Raw genomic sequence first — 18063 nt, forward strand, 5'->3', positions numbered from 1 at the left:
CAGTCTGTTTATGCTAGTACTAGAATTACCACCCTGATCGTTGTTGTCACTCCACAACGGGGATGTACACACAACAATGAATACCTGACTGTTCGTTAAGATTGCTCATGGAAAAGATATCATAGGCATGGGCAATACCATCCGTCCGATCTGTTGTCTCGAGAAAGATCCGGTTGACTTTTTTCTGTTTAATCTGGTGCAGGCTCCAAATATTTTGAAAATCCGTGCTGTCTTCGATCAATTGTTGCACTATCTGGTAAAACTCAGGTTCACCCGGGTACTTGTCATAGTACGTACGAAACACCGCTACCGAATGCCGTGCAAATTCATCCCAATTATGCATACGTTCCCGGAGCGTTGCATCTAGAAATAACATTCGCATCATGACACGGTCGTTCACGTTCATCGAGGAAAAGTCAAAAAGCTTCTCATTCGCTGCCTCATTCCATGCAAGTACTTCAGACCTTTCATTCGTAATAAATGAAGGGTATGCAAGTTGACTAATGATACTCTGCCATCCCGCTTCGAGATGTGAATAGGAGGCAGGGAATTCATGCTCTGCATTGGGGTCCCATAAACGAAATAGGTGTCCCTTCTCTTCCTCACTTAACTGGAGTGCACCCGCTATACTTTCCATCACCTCTCGAGACGAGTTAACCTCTCTCCCCTGCTCAAGCCACGTATAATAAGTTGCACTGACACCCGCAAGCACGGCAACTTCCTCACGTCTTAATCCCGGCGTTCTCCGTTGTCCATACGATCCGGTGATCCCGGCTTGCTCTGGCTGAATTCGGCTCCTCCGAGATTTCAAAAATTCACCAAGTGTTTTACTTCGGCTAATACCTGTAATCATAAATAACCCCCCTTAGATATTCAGATTTCTATGAATTCAAATACGGCTCTATCCAAAATGGATGTGATTGAACGCCTTTGATATAATTCTTTTATCATCATTTTGCAAGATCCTTAGTTTACAAAAAGCTTAGCATTGATTTATACAGAACGAAAGGAGCACAACATGGTCCCAACGATCGGAGACATTTACTGTGTATACGTCGAAAGTTTACAACAATATGCTGCCTGCCAGGTAACTGATCTGAAAGAAACCGGGAGTAAGGGGTCCCGCCAGCTTGCCGCAATCCTGCAATTGGACTGGACAGGAGATCAGCCGCCCGATGAAACGGAACTTCTGGATATGAAACCGTTGAGCTGCAATTACTATTTTTGGAAAGGCACTTGGGATCACAGCTTCGTGAATGCTGAGGTTCCACCGCATTATGTTCTTGCAGGTAATCGGGCTCCACTCATAACGGAAGAAACCCGAAGTTATAGCGCAGGATGGCAGATCGGAGAGAGTCTGTATCGGCAACATCAATGGGATGCCATCGATGAATCACGAAGGGAACACTTCAAACAAGCTGCCGAAGACTATAGTGAAATTCCACTAGGTGATGCAATGGTGAGAAAAAACACCAGTATCCTGCGCAACTTCAGACCAACCTCTGCCGAGGATGTCGTCGCACTTGCCCAGTTTCCTTGTCTTACACATATCGAAATGCGTGGATATACGGAAGACATTATTCCTTTTTTGGAGCAGAATCCCTTTATATATGAACTTCATATTCATGAACATGGACAAACCGCACTGGATTTAAGCAAAACACATCTAACCAAACTTGTGCTGGATATGAACCGTGTGAACAGCTTGACTCTTCATTCCAGGATCGAGTTTTTAAGCTTTATGGGAGACGTGTCCCCTGACTTGCATGTGAATGCTTATGAAAAAGGCCACCGAATGACGTTGAATGTAGCAGCGACCGTACCTCAGATTACAGCGTTATCTCGGCTTGGAGGTTTGTATGTTCGAGAAATTACGGAGCTTGATTTGCAGCCTGTTGTACATACTTATCCTGAGCTTTCAGAATTAAGATTGTGGGGAAAACCCGGCAACGTAAGCAATATACAGTCAATTCAGCAATTGACCTCTTTGCAGACCTTATCCATTAACGATCTTTTTGGATTTAAAGGAGAAGATTTCCCTGGCCCCGAGCAGCTTCCCGAACTAAGTACACTCAGGCTGACCAGCCTTCCCTCAGACGCCGCCAAATCCATTAAGGCAAACTATAAAAAGGCAGCTCAAACCCGAATCGATCTGAAGATTGGCAAACCACGCAAACCGGAATGGCTTGCCGAAAATCTCAACAATCCTTTTCGGGATTGGGACGGGAGGGATCACATCAAAGCAGCGTATGCCAAAAAAGCAGCTCAAACCTACAAACAGCACCTCAAAGAAATTCGAAGATTAAGTCAAAATATGAGCGATTTGGACCTTATACAGAAACAACTGATGTTATTAGTGGAGAAGTACACCGAGACGTTTAACCAAATGGAGGCCAAAGCCAACTTTATTGAAACAATCGAACGTGAAGAAATTTATAACGCCCTTGTTGAATTGTTGGATCAATTGGAATCACAACCGGGAATTGACCAGACAAGTGCTATTAAAGTTAATCGCAAGGAGCTGGATGAAGTGTTTGAACACAGGAGAGATTTTTAGATTCAGGATGTGTGAGATAAGAGGTTATTTCTCTTACTTTTATCCGCAAAACGAGCTAAAGATAAAAGCCTGACTCCATAGGAATCAGGCTTTTATCTTTTTCGTGTCCATTCAGAACTATTTTACGGAGCTTCAACAGTTGTTCCACAATATTCACAATCCGTGGATTGCTTCCGATATACCTTCGCCTTCGCACCACATCCCGGACAACTCACCGAAACCTTCCTTTGTGGTTCCTCGACCTTTTCTTCAGCGTCTTTTTCATCGGATATATTAATCTCTGTATAGTGGATTGTATTGTGACAGGTGTAACTAACGGTATTTCTATTGTAACTTGAATAAGGCAATGGGTATGCCAATTGCATAAATCATAAAAATGATCCAAAAAACTTTCTCAACATCAAGATTCCTTCAAAAACAAATCTTTATAACCGGCTTCTATCACATCGGGAATCAACAAAATGGTCATGGTGTCTATTATGTTAGCTAGGAGATCCTCATCGTTGTTCCACAATACTCACAGTCCGCAGACAAATTCGGATATACCTTTACCTTGGCTCCACACCCCGAACAATTCACAGATACAGGTTCTTGCGGTTTCTCGTATTCATGATCGTGGTACTCATCCTCATAGTACCCTTCATCATCATATTCCTCGTCACTGTCGTAATGGTATTGATACTGATCAGCCTTGGGATGGAATTTAGGTCGACTACACATTTTAATTCCTGTAACAAGTACGATAACGCCAGGTATAAAAAGAATAATCGTACTAATAATAGCCATTTCGGTTCCCTGGGATATTAATAATATAGATAATAAGATGGTCAGAGATGAAAGTATAATGAATATAATTCCAAAAAATTTCTTCACAGCTTTTCCTCCTATGAATTTATGATTTGCTTGTCACGATCTGTTGATTCCGCTCTTTCAAACGGGACTTTAATCGGGATAGTTGTGAAGCAAGATGCTCGCTATTCACCAGTTCCCCTGCTTCGTAATGAGCTGAAAGCTCACTGTTTATCTTTTCAATATCCATCAAAATCTGGCGGTCATTATATTCAAGTGAATGTGGAGTGATCGGGTCACTATATTTCACAAGTTCTATTAATGTTTGAACGGTCTTCCTCTCTTCTTCCGCAGTCAGAACGGAATGGCGCTCCATCGTGTGAAACAGCTGCTGCAAAGCGTTTTCAATCAAATGTAGATTGACCAATTTCGTTTGCTCAACGGCTTCATTACGACGTGTACTTTGAATAAAGATCAAAATGATGCCACACAGAATGAGGGCGATAGCTAAAGTTACTGTATGTAACAAAACGAACCAGCGGAGACCATGATCTGCTAAACCTGTAAACAGAGAATATATCATTACACAAATCAGATACATCACCAACACAATCCCTAGTGCTGTGTAACCAGGAACCAGTTGCTTAAAGCGATCCATATGTAGCATGACATGCCTTATATAAATCCAAATCGCCGTAATCGCGACATAAGAAGCCACAAGATTCATCCAGAAAGAAAACGATACAATGGCATGACTAAACACCGTAAAAGAAACGACTGAGGCTACCAGCATGCAGATCAGATAGATGACATCCAAAATGAAAAGATTGCTCCGTTTATTCTTCACTATTCCTGCCCTCCATCTTGCAGATTGTTTCCGCAATCCAGACAGAACTTCTGACCGGGCTTCACTTCATGTTGACATTGACTGCATTTCAAAGATAGACTCGAGCCGCAATTGCCGCAAAATTTAGTTTGACCCGAATTCATATGATTGCACTTTGGGCATGGGCTAGGCATCGGTTCGTGACACTGAACACATTCCAAAGCATTCTCAGAATTATCCGCCCCGCAGGATGGGCATGCATGATATTTGTCACCACAATTGGGACAAAATTTGGTCCCTTTTTGCAAGGCATGTCCACAGTTGTTACAACCGGTCGTTGCTGATTTTTCGGCAAGTGAATTGCCGCATTTGCTGCAAAAAGAGCTATGCTCCTGGTTCGGATGGCTGCAATGTTTGCATATGCGTACAGCAGGTGTTTCCGTTGTAGCCATTACTTTAGACATCTGGGACATCTCGCTACTAAATGATCCCCCCAGTCCAACGCCCATCCCCATACCAAGCCCTGCACCCATAATATCCGATTGCATGCTTCCTTCATTTTTGGCTGCACCTTCAAGCGTATCGAATGAACGCTCTTGTTGATAAGTGTACCCGATAATATCCATTTCGGCTTTGCGTGCCAACGCTTCTCTCAATCGAATGACCGAAGGGTCCTCTTCAGGCAGATTGACATTGTGGATATACAGGTTGATTAACTCAATACCAAACTCTTCAAAAGCAGCTGCGATCGTATCAGCAAAATGTCGTGATATTTCAGCGATATAAGCATTGATTTCCAGTACACTTACTTTTCTATGTATTAGATAGGAAGACAGCATGGAGTTAATGTTCATAATAATTAACCCACGAAAGTAATTGACCATATTAGCCTGGTTAAATTCAGGCAGCGTTCCCACAAGTTTGACCAGAAATTTGCGAGAGTCCGCTATTTTTATTCCCATCTGTCCAAATGCTCTCACAGGAACGATAATATTATATTTCGGGTCCTGTACCTGAATTGGATTTGCTGTTCCCCATTTCACGTCTAATGCGCTTACTTGATTGACGTACCACACTTCTGCTGCAAAAGGTGATTTACCTCCGAACGGAAGGTTAACGATCCGGTTTAAGATCGGGATATTCGCCGTACTTAGCGTATGTCTTCCTGGGCCGAACATATCAAGCGCCCTTCCATCCTTAAAGAGGATCGCCTGTTGGGATTGATTCACAATCAACTGGGTCCATGTTCCCAATTCATTCTCAGGGTGTTTCCAAGCAAATACATCAGGTGAACCGTCATACTTGATTACGTCAATAATGGCCATTTCTCTTCCTCACTCCAGTAGTAGAATACTAAAATTTCATTGAAACAATTGTACTAACAATCGCTTTCTAACAATCTAAAGTTAAACCATTTTATATCTTACTTATCTGCTAATCTTTCAACTAAAATGTTTTTTCATGTTTAGGCATTGCTATTTTACCATTTATAACCTCCTTTCGCACTAGTATAGTTACTATTTCATGAGATATTTTTCCTATAGATGAATGTTAGAGACACTAAAGAACCTCCTGTATATCGACAATATACAAGAGGTTCTTGTGATGGCGGAGGCCCACCGGTTAATTCAGGAGATTCTCCATATATGATGCGGGATCGGCCATGAACGCTTCGAACGTGGAGATTGTTCCATGCTCCTGATGTTCAATATCAGCGTAGCCAATCATTTTTTTGCTGGGATTCCAGACGATCAGAATATGGGAGTACTGCTCCACGTCAGAGGATATGCGCAGCAGTTTCTGTCTGCCCAGCTTCATCTCCACCGTATCGATCAGATGGAAGAATTCGATGTATCCCACGCCGGACGGATTGTCCGGCAAGTCGATTCTGCGGGGACCTTCCGTTAGAAAACGGATTAATGCATCAGGCAGTTTGTACGATTTGAGCACATGCAATTTATTGCTCAAATTGTGAAATTCTTGCGGTTCATGAGATTTCAAATACTCTGCCATTTCTGCGTTCTTCTGACTAATCGCAATCGTGTATGCTCGTTCCCCGTCCTTCTCCTGAATGGTCACATCCGCCCCCTGTTCCACCAGAAATTGAACCATCTTCATATTGTTGTTGCGAGCCGCTATCGTAAGCGGTGTGGCCTTGTAGGGATACACCATATCCGGTTCATTATAGTTAATATCTACACCCTCATCCAGCAAGTACTGAATGGTTTGCAGATCGTGGTCTGACACTGCTCTTCGCAGTGTTTTTCCTCCGTATTTTCGAATATCCAATCCTAGTTCTTTCACAACGGCTAAATTCTTTTTGTTACCGTAATAGGCTTCATCATATGCATTCGACTTCACCTTGCTCAACCCGTTCAATTTGGCACCCTTCTGATGCAGATATCGGATGATTTCTTCCCCGCCATATCTGACCGCCTTAAGGATCGCTGGATTATCCTTTACATTCAAGTTTACTCCGTTATCCACCAAAAGCTTGACCACTGCCTGTTGATTGGTGATTAGAGCAATATCCAATGGCGTCAATGCTATGTATTTGCTGAGCGTAATCTCTTTTTCTAGATCCATGCCCTGTCTAATGAATTCTTCTACAGCGATAACGTCTCCCTTGTAAATCGCCATGGCGTGATCAGGCAACGTTTCAAACGTACCTTGGTTTCCGATTTTGAACAAAAGGCGTAACCTCCCTCTGGTTAATATCTACACGACTAAAAGCTTCTGATGCTCATTATAATTAGTATACCTGCTATCCTTTTTATTTGTACAAACCTCTACCAAAATCATGATTCCAGTCCTAAAGCCTTTCAAACAAACCAGCCCCGAAACATAAAATTCCGGGGCAAGCATCCTCCTTTAAACTACACCAACTCAATCAATCATGCGCTAAATTCGTTGGGTCTGTTGGCACAATATCAACCCCCTTCTCTAATCCCTTAATGGATTTAAGTTGAGAAGTGATGACTGCAATAACGATAACAAACACCCCTGCAATAATAAACAACAACGCAATGCCTCTTCCCGGACCAACGCCGATATATGATCCTACGGTCGAAGCTAGTGCTCCACCTTCCACCAAAAGCGGGTTGAAGACACGGTCTGCCAAAAAACCTGCGAGACTATAGGATACAATAAAACCCAATTGCGATAATATGCCGATGATTCCCCACACCCTGCCTTGCTTCTCGTTGGATATGTTATTACGCACTAATACATCTGCACTCATATTGACAAAAGGCAGGGAGGCCAAAAACAGGAAACCTGCAAAGATAATGATAAAAATATTGGTGGAAAATCCCAAGAGGGAGAATGATATTCCGGACATAACCAGACCCAGAACAAGTATTTTTGAATATTTTTTACTCATGGTGAACATGCCAATGCACAGGCTGCTAATCAGCATACCGATCGCGCTCACAGATAGAAACGTGCCAAGCATCCTTGAATCCGAAAATGATAAGATCATAGGACCAATGAGTGTCTCAAGAAATCCAAGATAAAACGTGATGATTGAAATAATAATGACGAGCAGAAGCACGCCTTTATTCGTCGTGACTTCAATCCAGCCATCGTTTAGCTCAACAAGCCAAGGCTTCCTCTCATCATCGCTTCGCGCTGCTTTAATGCTTTTCCGGATAACAAGCACCGCTAGAATGGCAACCATATACGTCAACATATTAATGACCAGAATGACTTCAATGGTTGTTATACTGAGCAGAATTCCCGCTAGAATGGGCGAAAATAGAAACTTGGATGATTCGGCGAGCTGCATCAGCCCGCTGCCCTTTGAATATTGATCTTTATCGAGTAAATCGGTGGCTGAAGCCTTATAGGCTGGACTTTGAATAGCCGAGAACACGGAACTGAAAGTGACCCCAACATAGAGATACCATAGTTCAATATTTCCGATCAGGATCATGATCCAGATAAAAACGAGACCACCGGCAGAACCAAGATCACCTATGACCATCATCATGCGCCGGTCAAAACGATCTGCAAGGACTCCACCTATAGGACGCAACAAGATATTAGGCAAAAAGGTAAACAGTGTAATCAGCGCCACAGCTGTCGCCATATGGGTTTTCTCAAATGCGTACACTCCAAGGGAGAATGCCGTCATTCCGATCCCCATTGTAGATATGAGCTGTCCGAACCATACCATCAGAAATTTGCCAAATGACTTGTTCTCCATCTGTTTCATTGGATAAACCCCTCTCCAATTAACCGTGTTAGAACCCGTGATCCGTTAGCCATTTACCTAAGCTACTCTCTCTCGCTTTAAGGTCATGCTGTTTGTTAAACTTGCCCATGTTACGATCTGCCACCAGTTTGCCGTCCATCATGAATAAAACCCGTTCAGATCGAGCTGCGACTTTGACATCATGGGTAACGATTAATATCGTTGTTCCAGAAGCATTAATGTCTCCAAGAATATCCATGATTTCATTGGTTGAACGTGAATTCAGTGCTCCCGTGGGTTCGTCGCCAAACAGAATATCAGGCTGATTGATCAGTGCCCTGCAGATGGCGATCCGTTGCAATTGCCCACCCGATGCCTGAGTGATATTGTGGTTGGCCAGTTCATTAATCCCCATTTTTTTCATCAAATTGAGTGCTCGTGTATTAATGGAATCTCTACTGCTTTTTTTGGCCAGATAAGCAGACAGAATGATATTGTCGAGTAGATTCAGATTTTTCAACAGATGGATGTTCTGAAATATAAATCCCATCTTGTTCAAGCGAAGCTGTGCCAATTCTTTCTCCGAGAAATCCGAAATTATCTTGCCAGCAAAATAAACACTCCCGCTACTTACCTGATCCATGCCGCTGACATTGTATAGCAAGGTTGATTTTCCTGATCCCGACGGACCCATAATCGAGACAAATTCGCCCTTCTTCAATTGAAAATTAATATCCTTCAAAATAGGATGCTTCTCACGCTCACCAGTACTGTACGATTTGTTCACGTTTTTGGCTTCCAGGATTATAGTCATGGTTGTCCCCCTATTCGATAATCATTTTGGAAATGCTGGATTCTTTGATGGATTGAATACTGATTAGAGCGGTACAGATAATCGTTACTGCCAGCAGCAGCGGACAAAGTACGTACGCCTGTAGCGGGTCAATGACAAAAAACATATGAGACGCTCCGAAAGAAGCCATTATTGCACTGATCAACCACTCGCCTGCAGTATTCGATAGCACGGTTCCTACAAAGACGCCAACACCCAAAACAATAAGGGACATTGATACATATTTGAATTTAATTGTGGAGATGGAAAATCCCAGACTTCTGAAAATCGCGATATCACCGCTGTCCTTTGCGACAAGCATTTTCAGGAATAATGATGTGATCAAGATCGTAACCAATACTGCTACAACAAGCGCCAACACCGTAACCAGCTTAAGCTGATGAATTGTTCCTCCGAGTGTTTGATATAAGTAGCCTTTTAAATCGGTCACCTTTGCAGGAGAGAACGCTTGCTCATATTCCGCAATTTTATCTGAAATCTTACTACCGTCATCTTTCAAATCCAAACTTACGACATACCAGAGCACACGATCCTTGTTATAGGGCAGCCGTGCTTTGGCAGTCTTTCCACCATTGGTCACATCCTGATATACACCACTGACGGTCATTGTTTTTTCCTGTCCATTTACGATCAGTACCAAGGAATCTCCTGTCTTCTTCTCCATGTCTTTACTGTTCGCATCAGACAAAGCAATTTCATTTTCATTTTTCGGTGCCGCACCGTTTACATAAGACAAAGGAAAAACATCAAAATCACCTGTCTCTACGCTTAAATGATCATAGCTACCTTCACTGTTCAACACTTTGAATTGGCTTGTGACAAGGGGTGAGTATCGAAGTACGTTCTTATCCTTTTGAACATAATCAATTAATTCAGCGTAACGCTGTTCGATATCTTCAGAGTGCCTCAGATCAATACGCATATCGCTTTGACCTACACCCATGTAAGAAATGAAACTAGGAGCTTGTAACGTATGGAGGAAATTTATAGGTACGATCATAATAAATGAACTTATAATAAACACAAACAACAGCAAACGGAACATTTTCATTCGTTGGATGACTTCTTTTAAGCCTAGAAAAACTGGAACCGATAACCACCGATTTTGAGACAGGCTTAGTCTGTTTTGACTTAATCTTGTCTCACCCATACTGCCCGAACGTAATGCCTCAACAGCTGAAATGTGATTAAAACGCCGAAGCACACGGTTGCAGAAAAATACAACGATGGCAAAAATTAAGACAGCCGCAAACAATGTTATGCCGTAGTGCAACCATGTCTTGGGAGCTACCCCCATGTAGAGCAACATATTGGACATGAACAAACGGTTAACCCATAGTGATGCTAGAAACCCTGCGATAGAACCCACTCCTGCCATAACAATATATTTACTCAAGTAGAGTTTCTTAATATTACGCTCGGATATGCCTATAGCTTTCATGACGCTAATCTCTCGATAATCTTCTTCAATGGTAGCGAGCATGGTGAAACGAATGCAGAGTACAGCGATCACAATCAAGATCAAACTGACCAGAATGATTACAGCTGCGACTACCCCGTCGGTCAACGCATTCAACATCTGAAACAGATTGTAGTTCACAATAGGACCAGCGTTCGGCAAACTCGTATTTTGATAGGCTTGGGTAAAGTCGCTAATCATCTTGGAATCTCTAAGTCTAAATTCAATCAGATACTCCGACTCTCCCGTATTTTGTTTCAAGGTTTGGAATTCACTCTGACTGATGACAAAACGTTTGGAGTGAATGATCGATGGATTCATTTGAGCATCACGTACAAATTCCACAATCTTGTATGTTCTGCTGAAAGAATCATCTTTAATATGAATACGGTCACCAATGCTCAATTTCTTCTGCTGCAAGTAATAAACGGGAACCGCAATTTCTCCATCATTCACCTGCACAATCTCACTATCCAGATTCAGCAGAAAATCAAAATCCTGATTTTGTACAACAAAATCAAGATCCATGATACTGTTTTTCTCGGCCTCCGCTCCAAAAAACAAATGAGAACCGTCAATGTTAATCATTTCTACGATCTGGTGTTTATCTACCATTTCATTTGTCTGTGCCCATGCATTCACCTTCATTTTATCCAGTTTACCTGCATGCATTTGTACAACATGAGGCGTCTTGGATTCTGTAAATAAATGGTGAATTGAACTTGTTAACTCCATAATCATTCGTGTACCTGAAGAAACAAGTAAAGCAGCTAGTAAAATAAAAACAAATAGAGCGATGTTGATTCCTTTTTTCTTCATAAGATCATTTCTCAACATACGTAATAGCATGAGTTACACTAGCTCCTTTGTATGGAACACTACTTTGGAATAATCAGGTACACTTTATGTAATTAATTTTTGCCGATATGTCCAACCCTACAGACCAAAGCTCATGTTCCTCTTTTTCTGTAAAATAACCCCATTTATTATGTGACCCGATTGTATCAATAAATATGAACAACTGAATCAGTCTGCGGTCCAGTTCTTACTAATCCCTGAGTCTGAGTGAGGTGGATGAATTGAGAACTTATTTATTCCTATGCTATGATAATGATTCAAACCTTTTTCTAATGAATACTCAATTTATGGGGTAAGTCCCAAATAAGAAAGGACACTATGAATTCTTCATCCATACCATCCATGTTGCATCAAATGATCCCACCGCTGGATCTGCGCAGTTGCTTAGTCAGCGTACGTGGTGAAATCATTTACGAACACTACCGTAATCAAGAAGCAGCTACCCATATTGCCAAAATCAATTCCTGCACCAAAAGTGTGTTGTCCGCGCTCATCTGTATTGCTATGGATCAAGGGGTGCTGCCTGAGGCTGACACGCCGATCTCCACCTTTTTCCCACAGCTGGTATCAGACTCTGACCCCCGCAAACCTGAAATAACGTTAGAGCAGTTATTAACCATGACAGCCGGATTCAACTGGGACGAATTCGGAGGACAGAATTCATTTCCGCGTATGACGCGTACGGATTACTGGGTGAAGTTTGCGTTGGAGCAACACTTAAGTCATGTGCCAGGTACATATATGGAATACAATTCAGGGGTATCGCAGATATTGTCTGCCATCCTCATGCAAAGTACAGGTATGTCCGTAGCTGGGTTCGCGGAACGTTACTTATTTGGCCCGTTGGGGATTCAACAGTATGAATGGGAAAGTGACCCACAAGGTGTACATACCGGGGGGTTCGGTTTAAAAATGTTGCCGCAAGATTTACTAAAATTCGGACAACTGTTTTTGCAACAAGGCATGTGGAACGGGCAGTCGCTGATTTCGAGTGATCTTGTTAGCCGCTCTACAAAACCTGCCATTTCGGTTACTCCACCCAATCATGGTAGTTACGCTTGGCATTGGTGGGTAGATGCTTATACCAACGAAACTTCGGAAGCTAAGGTTGCGGAACAGCCCACTTCCATACTCCACTATTATTACGCCCGTGGATTTGGTGGTCAATTTGTATATATCGTCCCGTCCCTGGAACTCGTTGCCGTGCTCACCAATGACAAACGAAAGAAGGAAAAACCTCCACTGGATGTGTTCCCCAAGCGGATTGCTCCTGAACTGTTAAAATGCTTGTAGCTTTCTTCGTTTTCATTTAATGGGTAATAAATAACCCCCAACCGTTAGGGAGTTTTCCCGAATAGTTGAGGGTTATTTATTACGGCTTTATTAGAACTAGACATGCCAGGCTCTCGATTATCGCAAGCCTTGCAGTTCAGCCTCTGAACTTCCTACCTCCGTCTTTCTATCACGGTAAGATCTGGTATTAATTAGATAGTATAACGTTGCGTAGATCGTAAGAATAAACGTGCCAAAGAACATACAGAAAGCCAGCGATGGACGACTTACACTCTCATGCATAAGTTCAACCAGCGTCTCTCGATTGGTTAACGCATCCCAGCTGTTCAAGCGATATACACGTCCCAGCAGAACACCGTAACTCCCCAGTGCACAACCCGCTAGCACAAATATCCATGAAAACCATCGTCCCAGTTTGTGATGGATCACTTCCTGAAGCTGATACATCGAAAGAAATCCGAGCAATAAACCCGTCCAAACGAACATCAAAACCACAATTAAGTCATACCAGTACTTGTAGTCCAATCCATTGCCTCCGCCATAATAGCGGGAACTGCGTGCCGTCAGGTGGACAAGATCCGTTACAATGTAGGAAGAGTTCGGGAAGAACAATAGCCAGAGCAGTCCGCTTGCAACGACAAACCATGTTGCCCCTTTCCATTTAACATGGCTAAAGCCATAGGCCACATATGAAAACACAAAAGGAATCCAGCCCAAAAACAGATTCCAGATAAGGAAGCGAAAATAGCGCTGATCCAGCCAATCCGCAGCTGCGTAATACAAACCTAGAGTCACCACTGTGACCACACTAAGGAAAATAAATACTTTGATATAATTCAGTTTTCTCAATGATATTTACCTCACTTGATCCAATGAAATACATTCAGTTCCGAAAATAACGGATAATCTCTTCCTTGTTCTTTTCCACACGCAGATTCAGTCCACGTTTATCCTTTAACCCATATTGCTGTAGTTCATGTCCCGGATCAAGCACCAACGGTTTTTTTATTACATCCTCCAACAAGTTCATTGTCAGTTGATAGGCTTCACGCAGCTTATCCACCGGAATAATCGATTCATATCGCTTGATCAACTCAATCAGACGTTCCGCATACACTAGACGCACCATACTGTCCGCACTCATCAGTTGTCTTGATGCGAATGCTGTGACTGCAGCAATAATCAGCGGATTTGCATGATATCTGGCAATCGACGTAAGCTCATCAACCGCGTCCCAATTCATGATGGATAATTCAGAGATTAACTGACCTATTCTTTCTTCCATCCATGTCTGCTCCAGCTCTTGCGGCACATCCCATTGTTTATATTCTGCATAAACACCACCACGATGCATCTGAACAGCGCTCCCATAATGTTTAACGAATAACGCTTTGGGAACACTCCAATCGATTTCCATCCAACCACCACCATACCTGTCTCTATTTTCGCTTATAACCAGCACACATTACATAAATTTACTGTTGAAGACCATACTAGGATCATACCATTTCCCAAAGGAGAATCAAATTCACAATGAATCCAAATTCAATGCAGCCTCCAGACCGAATACAACCAGCTAACAACACAAATTCAGACTTCACACCCCACTTGAACCATGGCGGGCATGAAATGTTCGATATGCATGAAATTCTGTCAGGAGCCATCAACGTATTGGATCAATACATGATCTTCAGGACGTTTGTACAAGATACTGAACTTCTTCATATTCTTGATCGTCAATACAACTTCATGTTATCCCAATATAATCTGACTGCAGAATGTTTCTCAACCGGGCACAAGCCTCATCACGAGACTGCAACCTACATGATTCCGAACATCGTGCAACCTGTGTATGGCCTCAAGCCGTCCGCTCCGAAAAAGCCAAATCAATCCCTTTCGGATGTCAAAGATGCAGGCATCAGCGGTCATATGCTGGGATTAATCAAGTCTCACGCCTCTTTGCTGGCTATGTCTGCACCTGAAATTACGAATGGCGCCGTACGCCGGGTCATCGCTTCGCAGGTTCAACAGTTTATCGAGATGGCTTACGAAATTTTCACGTATCAAAATCAACATGCCTACTATCAAGTGCCTCAACTCAGTACAAATGATACCACACAGATGCTTCAGGCCTACGTTCCAGCAAACGGCACACCTCAGATGCCAATCAACAATAAACCACCTCTCCATTAATTTAAAATAAGCTTAATCAACAAAGAACAGTATCTTCAACCCACTCAAGGTTGAAAGATGCTGTTCTTTGTTATTTCCAGAATCAACTAATGTTTACAGCATGTCTTGAATAACACATTTTATTTTAAAAGAATTCTCCCTTGATTCGATTACCAGAAACTGGTTTAATCAGAATGTGGTCACAATTACTCATTATGTAACATGGGAGGTTTTTGAATGCGATTGAATCCATCGATTAAACTTGGTTTTCTAGCCATTACATTAAGCTTTACGGCCATCAGTGCAACTCTGATAACATCCCAAACTACATTGGCTGCACCTGTCCCAGCTTCCAAAGCGGTATATCATCAATTTCAAATGTATTCAAAAAATGCAGTGAAATCCACGCCCAGCCTGGTTCAGGCACGTAAATATCTATTGAATCATATCGATGAAGTCGGACCTTGGCAGGCCACTTTGATGACCCTTCAACTGGAGAATTTGCAAAAGATCAGACTGGCTGACTTGGATCAAAAAATGTATACGGAACTGTTTCAAAGCGTTCTCTATGAAGCCCATTCCAACATAGGTTATGAACAAAAGCTTACATATAGCAGTCTGCTCAAAGTGATTAAAGATCCGTCCGTTCGCAAGCTCTTGCAGGAAGCTTCCGATCTGGGATTCAAACTGGAAACTAGTGAAGGTCTATACTATCCCATCCTCAATTATGAGATGTACAAAAAGTTTCAGCCCTACGTGAAACCTGACATTGTTGCTTACATTGATATTATGGCTGCGGAATCCAACCAGCCCACAACTTCCGATGCGGCCTTTATCATAACCTGGGATGAACTCATCCGGCGTACTCTAGAAAAGGAAGCTTTCCTGAACAACTTCCCAAGCTCTAATCGTACGTCAGCAGTTAAGAATTCACTGTACGTTGGTTACCTGTTTTATGGAAGTGATAACTCTCCCGCCTATGACTGGTACACGGAAGAAGAAATTCGTACTATCGATCCAGAAGTGAAAAAAGCATATGAGAAGGCTGTGGCAAATAGGGAGCCTAACACGAAGAGTGTACTTCTGGATACAGTGGATAAGATTTTGCATCTTCTCGATAAGAGTAACGACGAACTTACCCCAGAAATCAGAGAGATTACTGACCATGTTGAAAGCCTGTTTGCCAATAATTAATAAATAATAACCGGTCCAAAATGGATGTTGTTAGTTCACAATAAAATTAGCTACAATCTCAAAGCTAAAAAGAAGCGGCACTCCTCTTTACAGGATGTGCCGCTTTAACATGCCTTGAGCCCTTCTTATTCCATTCCAGAAAAGTATTATCTCGATACCGATGTAAGTTTGTCTGGATTCACAACGAGATAGAACCCCTCAATTCGCTCTCCAAGAGAGTCCAGTTCCAAACACAGAACTTCGGACAACTGTCCGTTTTCCAGTAACACAAGGTGCTGCTCTCCGTTGATAAATGTAGGCACCCAATCTCGTTTTCGCAATCGGGTAAGCACCCGGCGAGAGGTCAACAAGGCGAGTACACCCTTACGAACCCTCATCGTTCTCATGACCGTATGCACACGTCCACCGCCATCTGCCGTAAATACCGGTTGTTCAGCAAGCAGCTCCAGCATCTCGGAGACATCATAATTCAGAAAAGCCGTTGTAAAACGAGCCAGCAATTGCTCTTTTGCAGCATAATCTGCAGAACTCTGTTCCATCGGCGGAAGTCTATCGGGAAGCTTGCGTCTGGCCCGGCTAAAGATCTGACGGCAGTTGCTCTCTGATTTGCCCAGCCAATCCGCTATTTCCGTATATTCATACTGAAAAGCCTCACGAAGTACAAAAACGGCACGCTCTATCGGGGAAAGCTGTTCCAACATAACCAGATAAGCGTAGGAAATCATCTCCTTCTGCTGTACGGTTTCTTCCGGAATGTTACCCATTTTACCATCACTCATCGGCTCGGGAAGCCATTCTCCAACATAACTTTCCCTTTGATTGCGGGCAGAGTTTAGCAGATTCAGACTTCGGTTTACGATTAGTTTAGCAATATAGGACTTGGTATTACGGATATCATCAAGAGACTTGCTCTGAAGCTCTGCAAAACAATCCTGCACAATATCTTCAGCCTCCACAACACTGCCAAGCATGCGGTAAGCAATGGAAAAGGCATAGGCTTTGTAACGAATATACAATTCACCAACTTCCAGAGAAGACACTTCTGGCTCATTGGTGAGGGAATTGAATTTCATGAGAATGGCCTCCTCTGGCAGATGGTAGGATGTTTACTTAATTAAAGCAGCCTGGATACATCCCTGTTGTAATGGCAATCCGGTTCCAGCTATTAATTGTGTTGATCGCCATGATCAGATCCACCAGTTCGGCCTCACTGAAATGGTCTCTAACTTTTTCATACAATTCAAGTGGTACGCCTTGTTCCGAAATAAGTGTTACGGCCTCAGCCAGCTCCAGCATAACACGTTCTTTTTCCGTAAACAAAGGCACCTCGCGCCACACACTCAGCAGCAAAATGTGATCAGCATAATCTCCAAGCTTCAACAGATCTTTAGCATGCATATCAAGACAGAACGCACAACCATTGATTTGGGATACACGGATTTTCAGTAGCTCATATAACGGTTTGTCTTCAAACTGACCTGAAATGTGCTGCTCCAACGCCATCATTGCTTTGAAAGCACCCGGGTTAGCCACTCTATAATTCACTCTTAAACTCATTGCATTCGCCTCCGTATTTTGGTCTACAATCTTAAGACAAACCAAGGCTCACATTTGTGACATTTTTCTATAAAAAATTTCTTCAGCATACTCAGGCACAGAATATAGCTCGATTAACAATTAAGTAATTAATCTGCGTGGAGCATAACCGACATGAATATAGTTCACGTAAAGCGTTATGTATAAACAGGGGTTTCCGTATTTATGTTAGCTGTTTGATGTTTTGTTTGTGATTTTGAACAAATAATCATTATACATATTGATACACGAAACAAAAGAGTAGTAACATACGGCTAGAAAGTAAACTTTC

General features: G+C 42.5%; 16 protein-coding genes. 4 read left to right on the plus strand and 12 right to left on the minus strand.

Going from position 1 to position 18063, the window contains the following annotated elements; translation table 11 throughout:
* Window positions 1-46: 46 nt before the first annotated feature.
* Window positions 47-853, minus strand: coding sequence for a helix-turn-helix transcriptional regulator (locus BLV50_RS09990; RefSeq protein ID WP_090807291.1), 807 nt, complete (start codon window positions 851-853; stop codon window positions 47-49).
* 165 nt (window positions 854-1018) lie between these two features.
* Between BLV50_RS09990 and BLV50_RS09995 the strand changes: the two genes are divergently transcribed.
* Window positions 1019-2557: a hypothetical protein gene (locus BLV50_RS09995; RefSeq protein ID WP_090807293.1), complete on the plus strand. Its 1539-nt coding sequence runs from the start codon at window positions 1019-1021 to the stop codon at window positions 2555-2557.
* A 486-nt stretch (window positions 2558-3043) separates the two neighbouring features.
* Here the strand turns inward: BLV50_RS09995 and BLV50_RS10000 are convergent, their stop codons facing one another.
* From BLV50_RS10000 to BLV50_RS10030, 7 genes are all read right to left on the minus strand, one after another.
* Window positions 3044-3430, minus strand: coding sequence for a hypothetical protein (locus BLV50_RS10000; RefSeq protein ID WP_063563130.1), 387 nt, complete (start codon window positions 3428-3430; stop codon window positions 3044-3046).
* Between the two features lie 19 nt (window positions 3431-3449).
* A complete protein-coding gene (locus BLV50_RS10005) occupies window positions 3450-4193 on the minus strand; it encodes a hypothetical protein (protein ID WP_090807295.1) in 744 nt (247 codons plus the stop codon).
* Window positions 4193-5497 carry an SPFH domain-containing protein gene (locus tag BLV50_RS10010; protein ID WP_090807296.1) on the minus strand — a complete coding sequence of 435 codons (1305 nt, stop codon included), beginning with the start codon at window positions 5495-5497 and terminating at the stop codon, window positions 4193-4195. The genes BLV50_RS10005 and BLV50_RS10010 overlap by 1 nt, the downstream gene beginning before the upstream one ends.
* A 298-nt stretch (window positions 5498-5795) precedes the next feature.
* Window positions 5796-6863, minus strand: coding sequence for an ankyrin repeat domain-containing protein (locus BLV50_RS10015; protein WP_072733359.1), 1068 nt, complete (start codon window positions 6861-6863; stop codon window positions 5796-5798).
* Window positions 6864-7062: 199 nt separating this feature from the next.
* The gene (locus tag BLV50_RS10020) at window positions 7063-8388 is read right to left on the minus strand and encodes an MFS transporter (protein WP_256337916.1); all 1326 of its coding nucleotides are present in this window, start codon (window positions 8386-8388) and stop codon (window positions 7063-7065) included.
* Window positions 8389-8416: 28 nt separating this feature from the next.
* A complete protein-coding gene (locus tag BLV50_RS10025; protein ID WP_063563134.1) occupies window positions 8417-9181 on the minus strand; it encodes an ABC transporter ATP-binding protein in 765 nt (254 codons plus the stop codon).
* Between the two features lie 10 nt (window positions 9182-9191).
* Window positions 9192-11498, minus strand: a complete 2307-nt coding sequence (locus BLV50_RS10030) for an ABC transporter permease (protein ID WP_256337917.1) — start codon at window positions 11496-11498, stop codon at window positions 9192-9194.
* A 357-nt stretch (window positions 11499-11855) separates the two neighbouring features.
* On the opposite strand from BLV50_RS10030, the gene BLV50_RS10035 reads away from it, so the two are divergent.
* Entirely contained in the window at window positions 11856-12830 is a 975-nt protein-coding gene (locus BLV50_RS10035; RefSeq protein ID WP_090807300.1) for a serine hydrolase domain-containing protein, read from the plus strand.
* A 117-nt stretch (window positions 12831-12947) separates the two neighbouring features.
* Here BLV50_RS10035 and BLV50_RS10040 read toward each other — a convergent pair whose 3' ends face one another.
* A complete protein-coding gene (locus tag BLV50_RS10040) occupies window positions 12948-13679 on the minus strand; it encodes a DUF1361 domain-containing protein (RefSeq protein WP_063563137.1) in 732 nt (243 codons plus the stop codon).
* A 34-nt stretch (window positions 13680-13713) separates the two neighbouring features.
* Complete coding sequence (locus BLV50_RS10045; RefSeq protein WP_090807302.1) at window positions 13714-14247, minus strand: hypothetical protein; 534 nt, start codon at window positions 14245-14247, stop codon at window positions 13714-13716.
* 131 nt (window positions 14248-14378) lie between these two features.
* On the opposite strand from BLV50_RS10045, the gene BLV50_RS10050 reads away from it, so the two are divergent.
* Complete coding sequence (locus tag BLV50_RS10050) at window positions 14379-15023, plus strand: spore coat protein (protein WP_063563222.1); 645 nt, start codon at window positions 14379-14381, stop codon at window positions 15021-15023.
* 216 nt (window positions 15024-15239) lie between these two features.
* Window positions 15240-16196, plus strand: coding sequence for a hypothetical protein (locus BLV50_RS10055; protein ID WP_090807305.1), 957 nt, complete (start codon window positions 15240-15242; stop codon window positions 16194-16196).
* Between the two features lie 146 nt (window positions 16197-16342).
* Here BLV50_RS10055 and BLV50_RS10060 read toward each other — a convergent pair whose 3' ends face one another.
* Window positions 16343-17269, minus strand: coding sequence for a sigma-70 family RNA polymerase sigma factor (locus BLV50_RS10060; RefSeq protein ID WP_090807307.1), 927 nt, complete (start codon window positions 17267-17269; stop codon window positions 16343-16345).
* A gap of 37 nt (window positions 17270-17306) precedes the next feature.
* On the minus strand, window positions 17307-17753 hold the full coding sequence (locus tag BLV50_RS10065) for a carboxymuconolactone decarboxylase family protein (protein ID WP_063563140.1): 447 nt from the start codon (window positions 17751-17753) through the stop codon (window positions 17307-17309).
* Between the last annotated feature and the right edge of the window lie 310 nt (window positions 17754-18063).

This window comes from Paenibacillus sp. 276b, assembly GCF_900107875.1.
GTDB classification, from domain to species: domain Bacteria; phylum Bacillota; class Bacilli; order Paenibacillales; family Paenibacillaceae; genus Paenibacillus; species Paenibacillus marchantiae.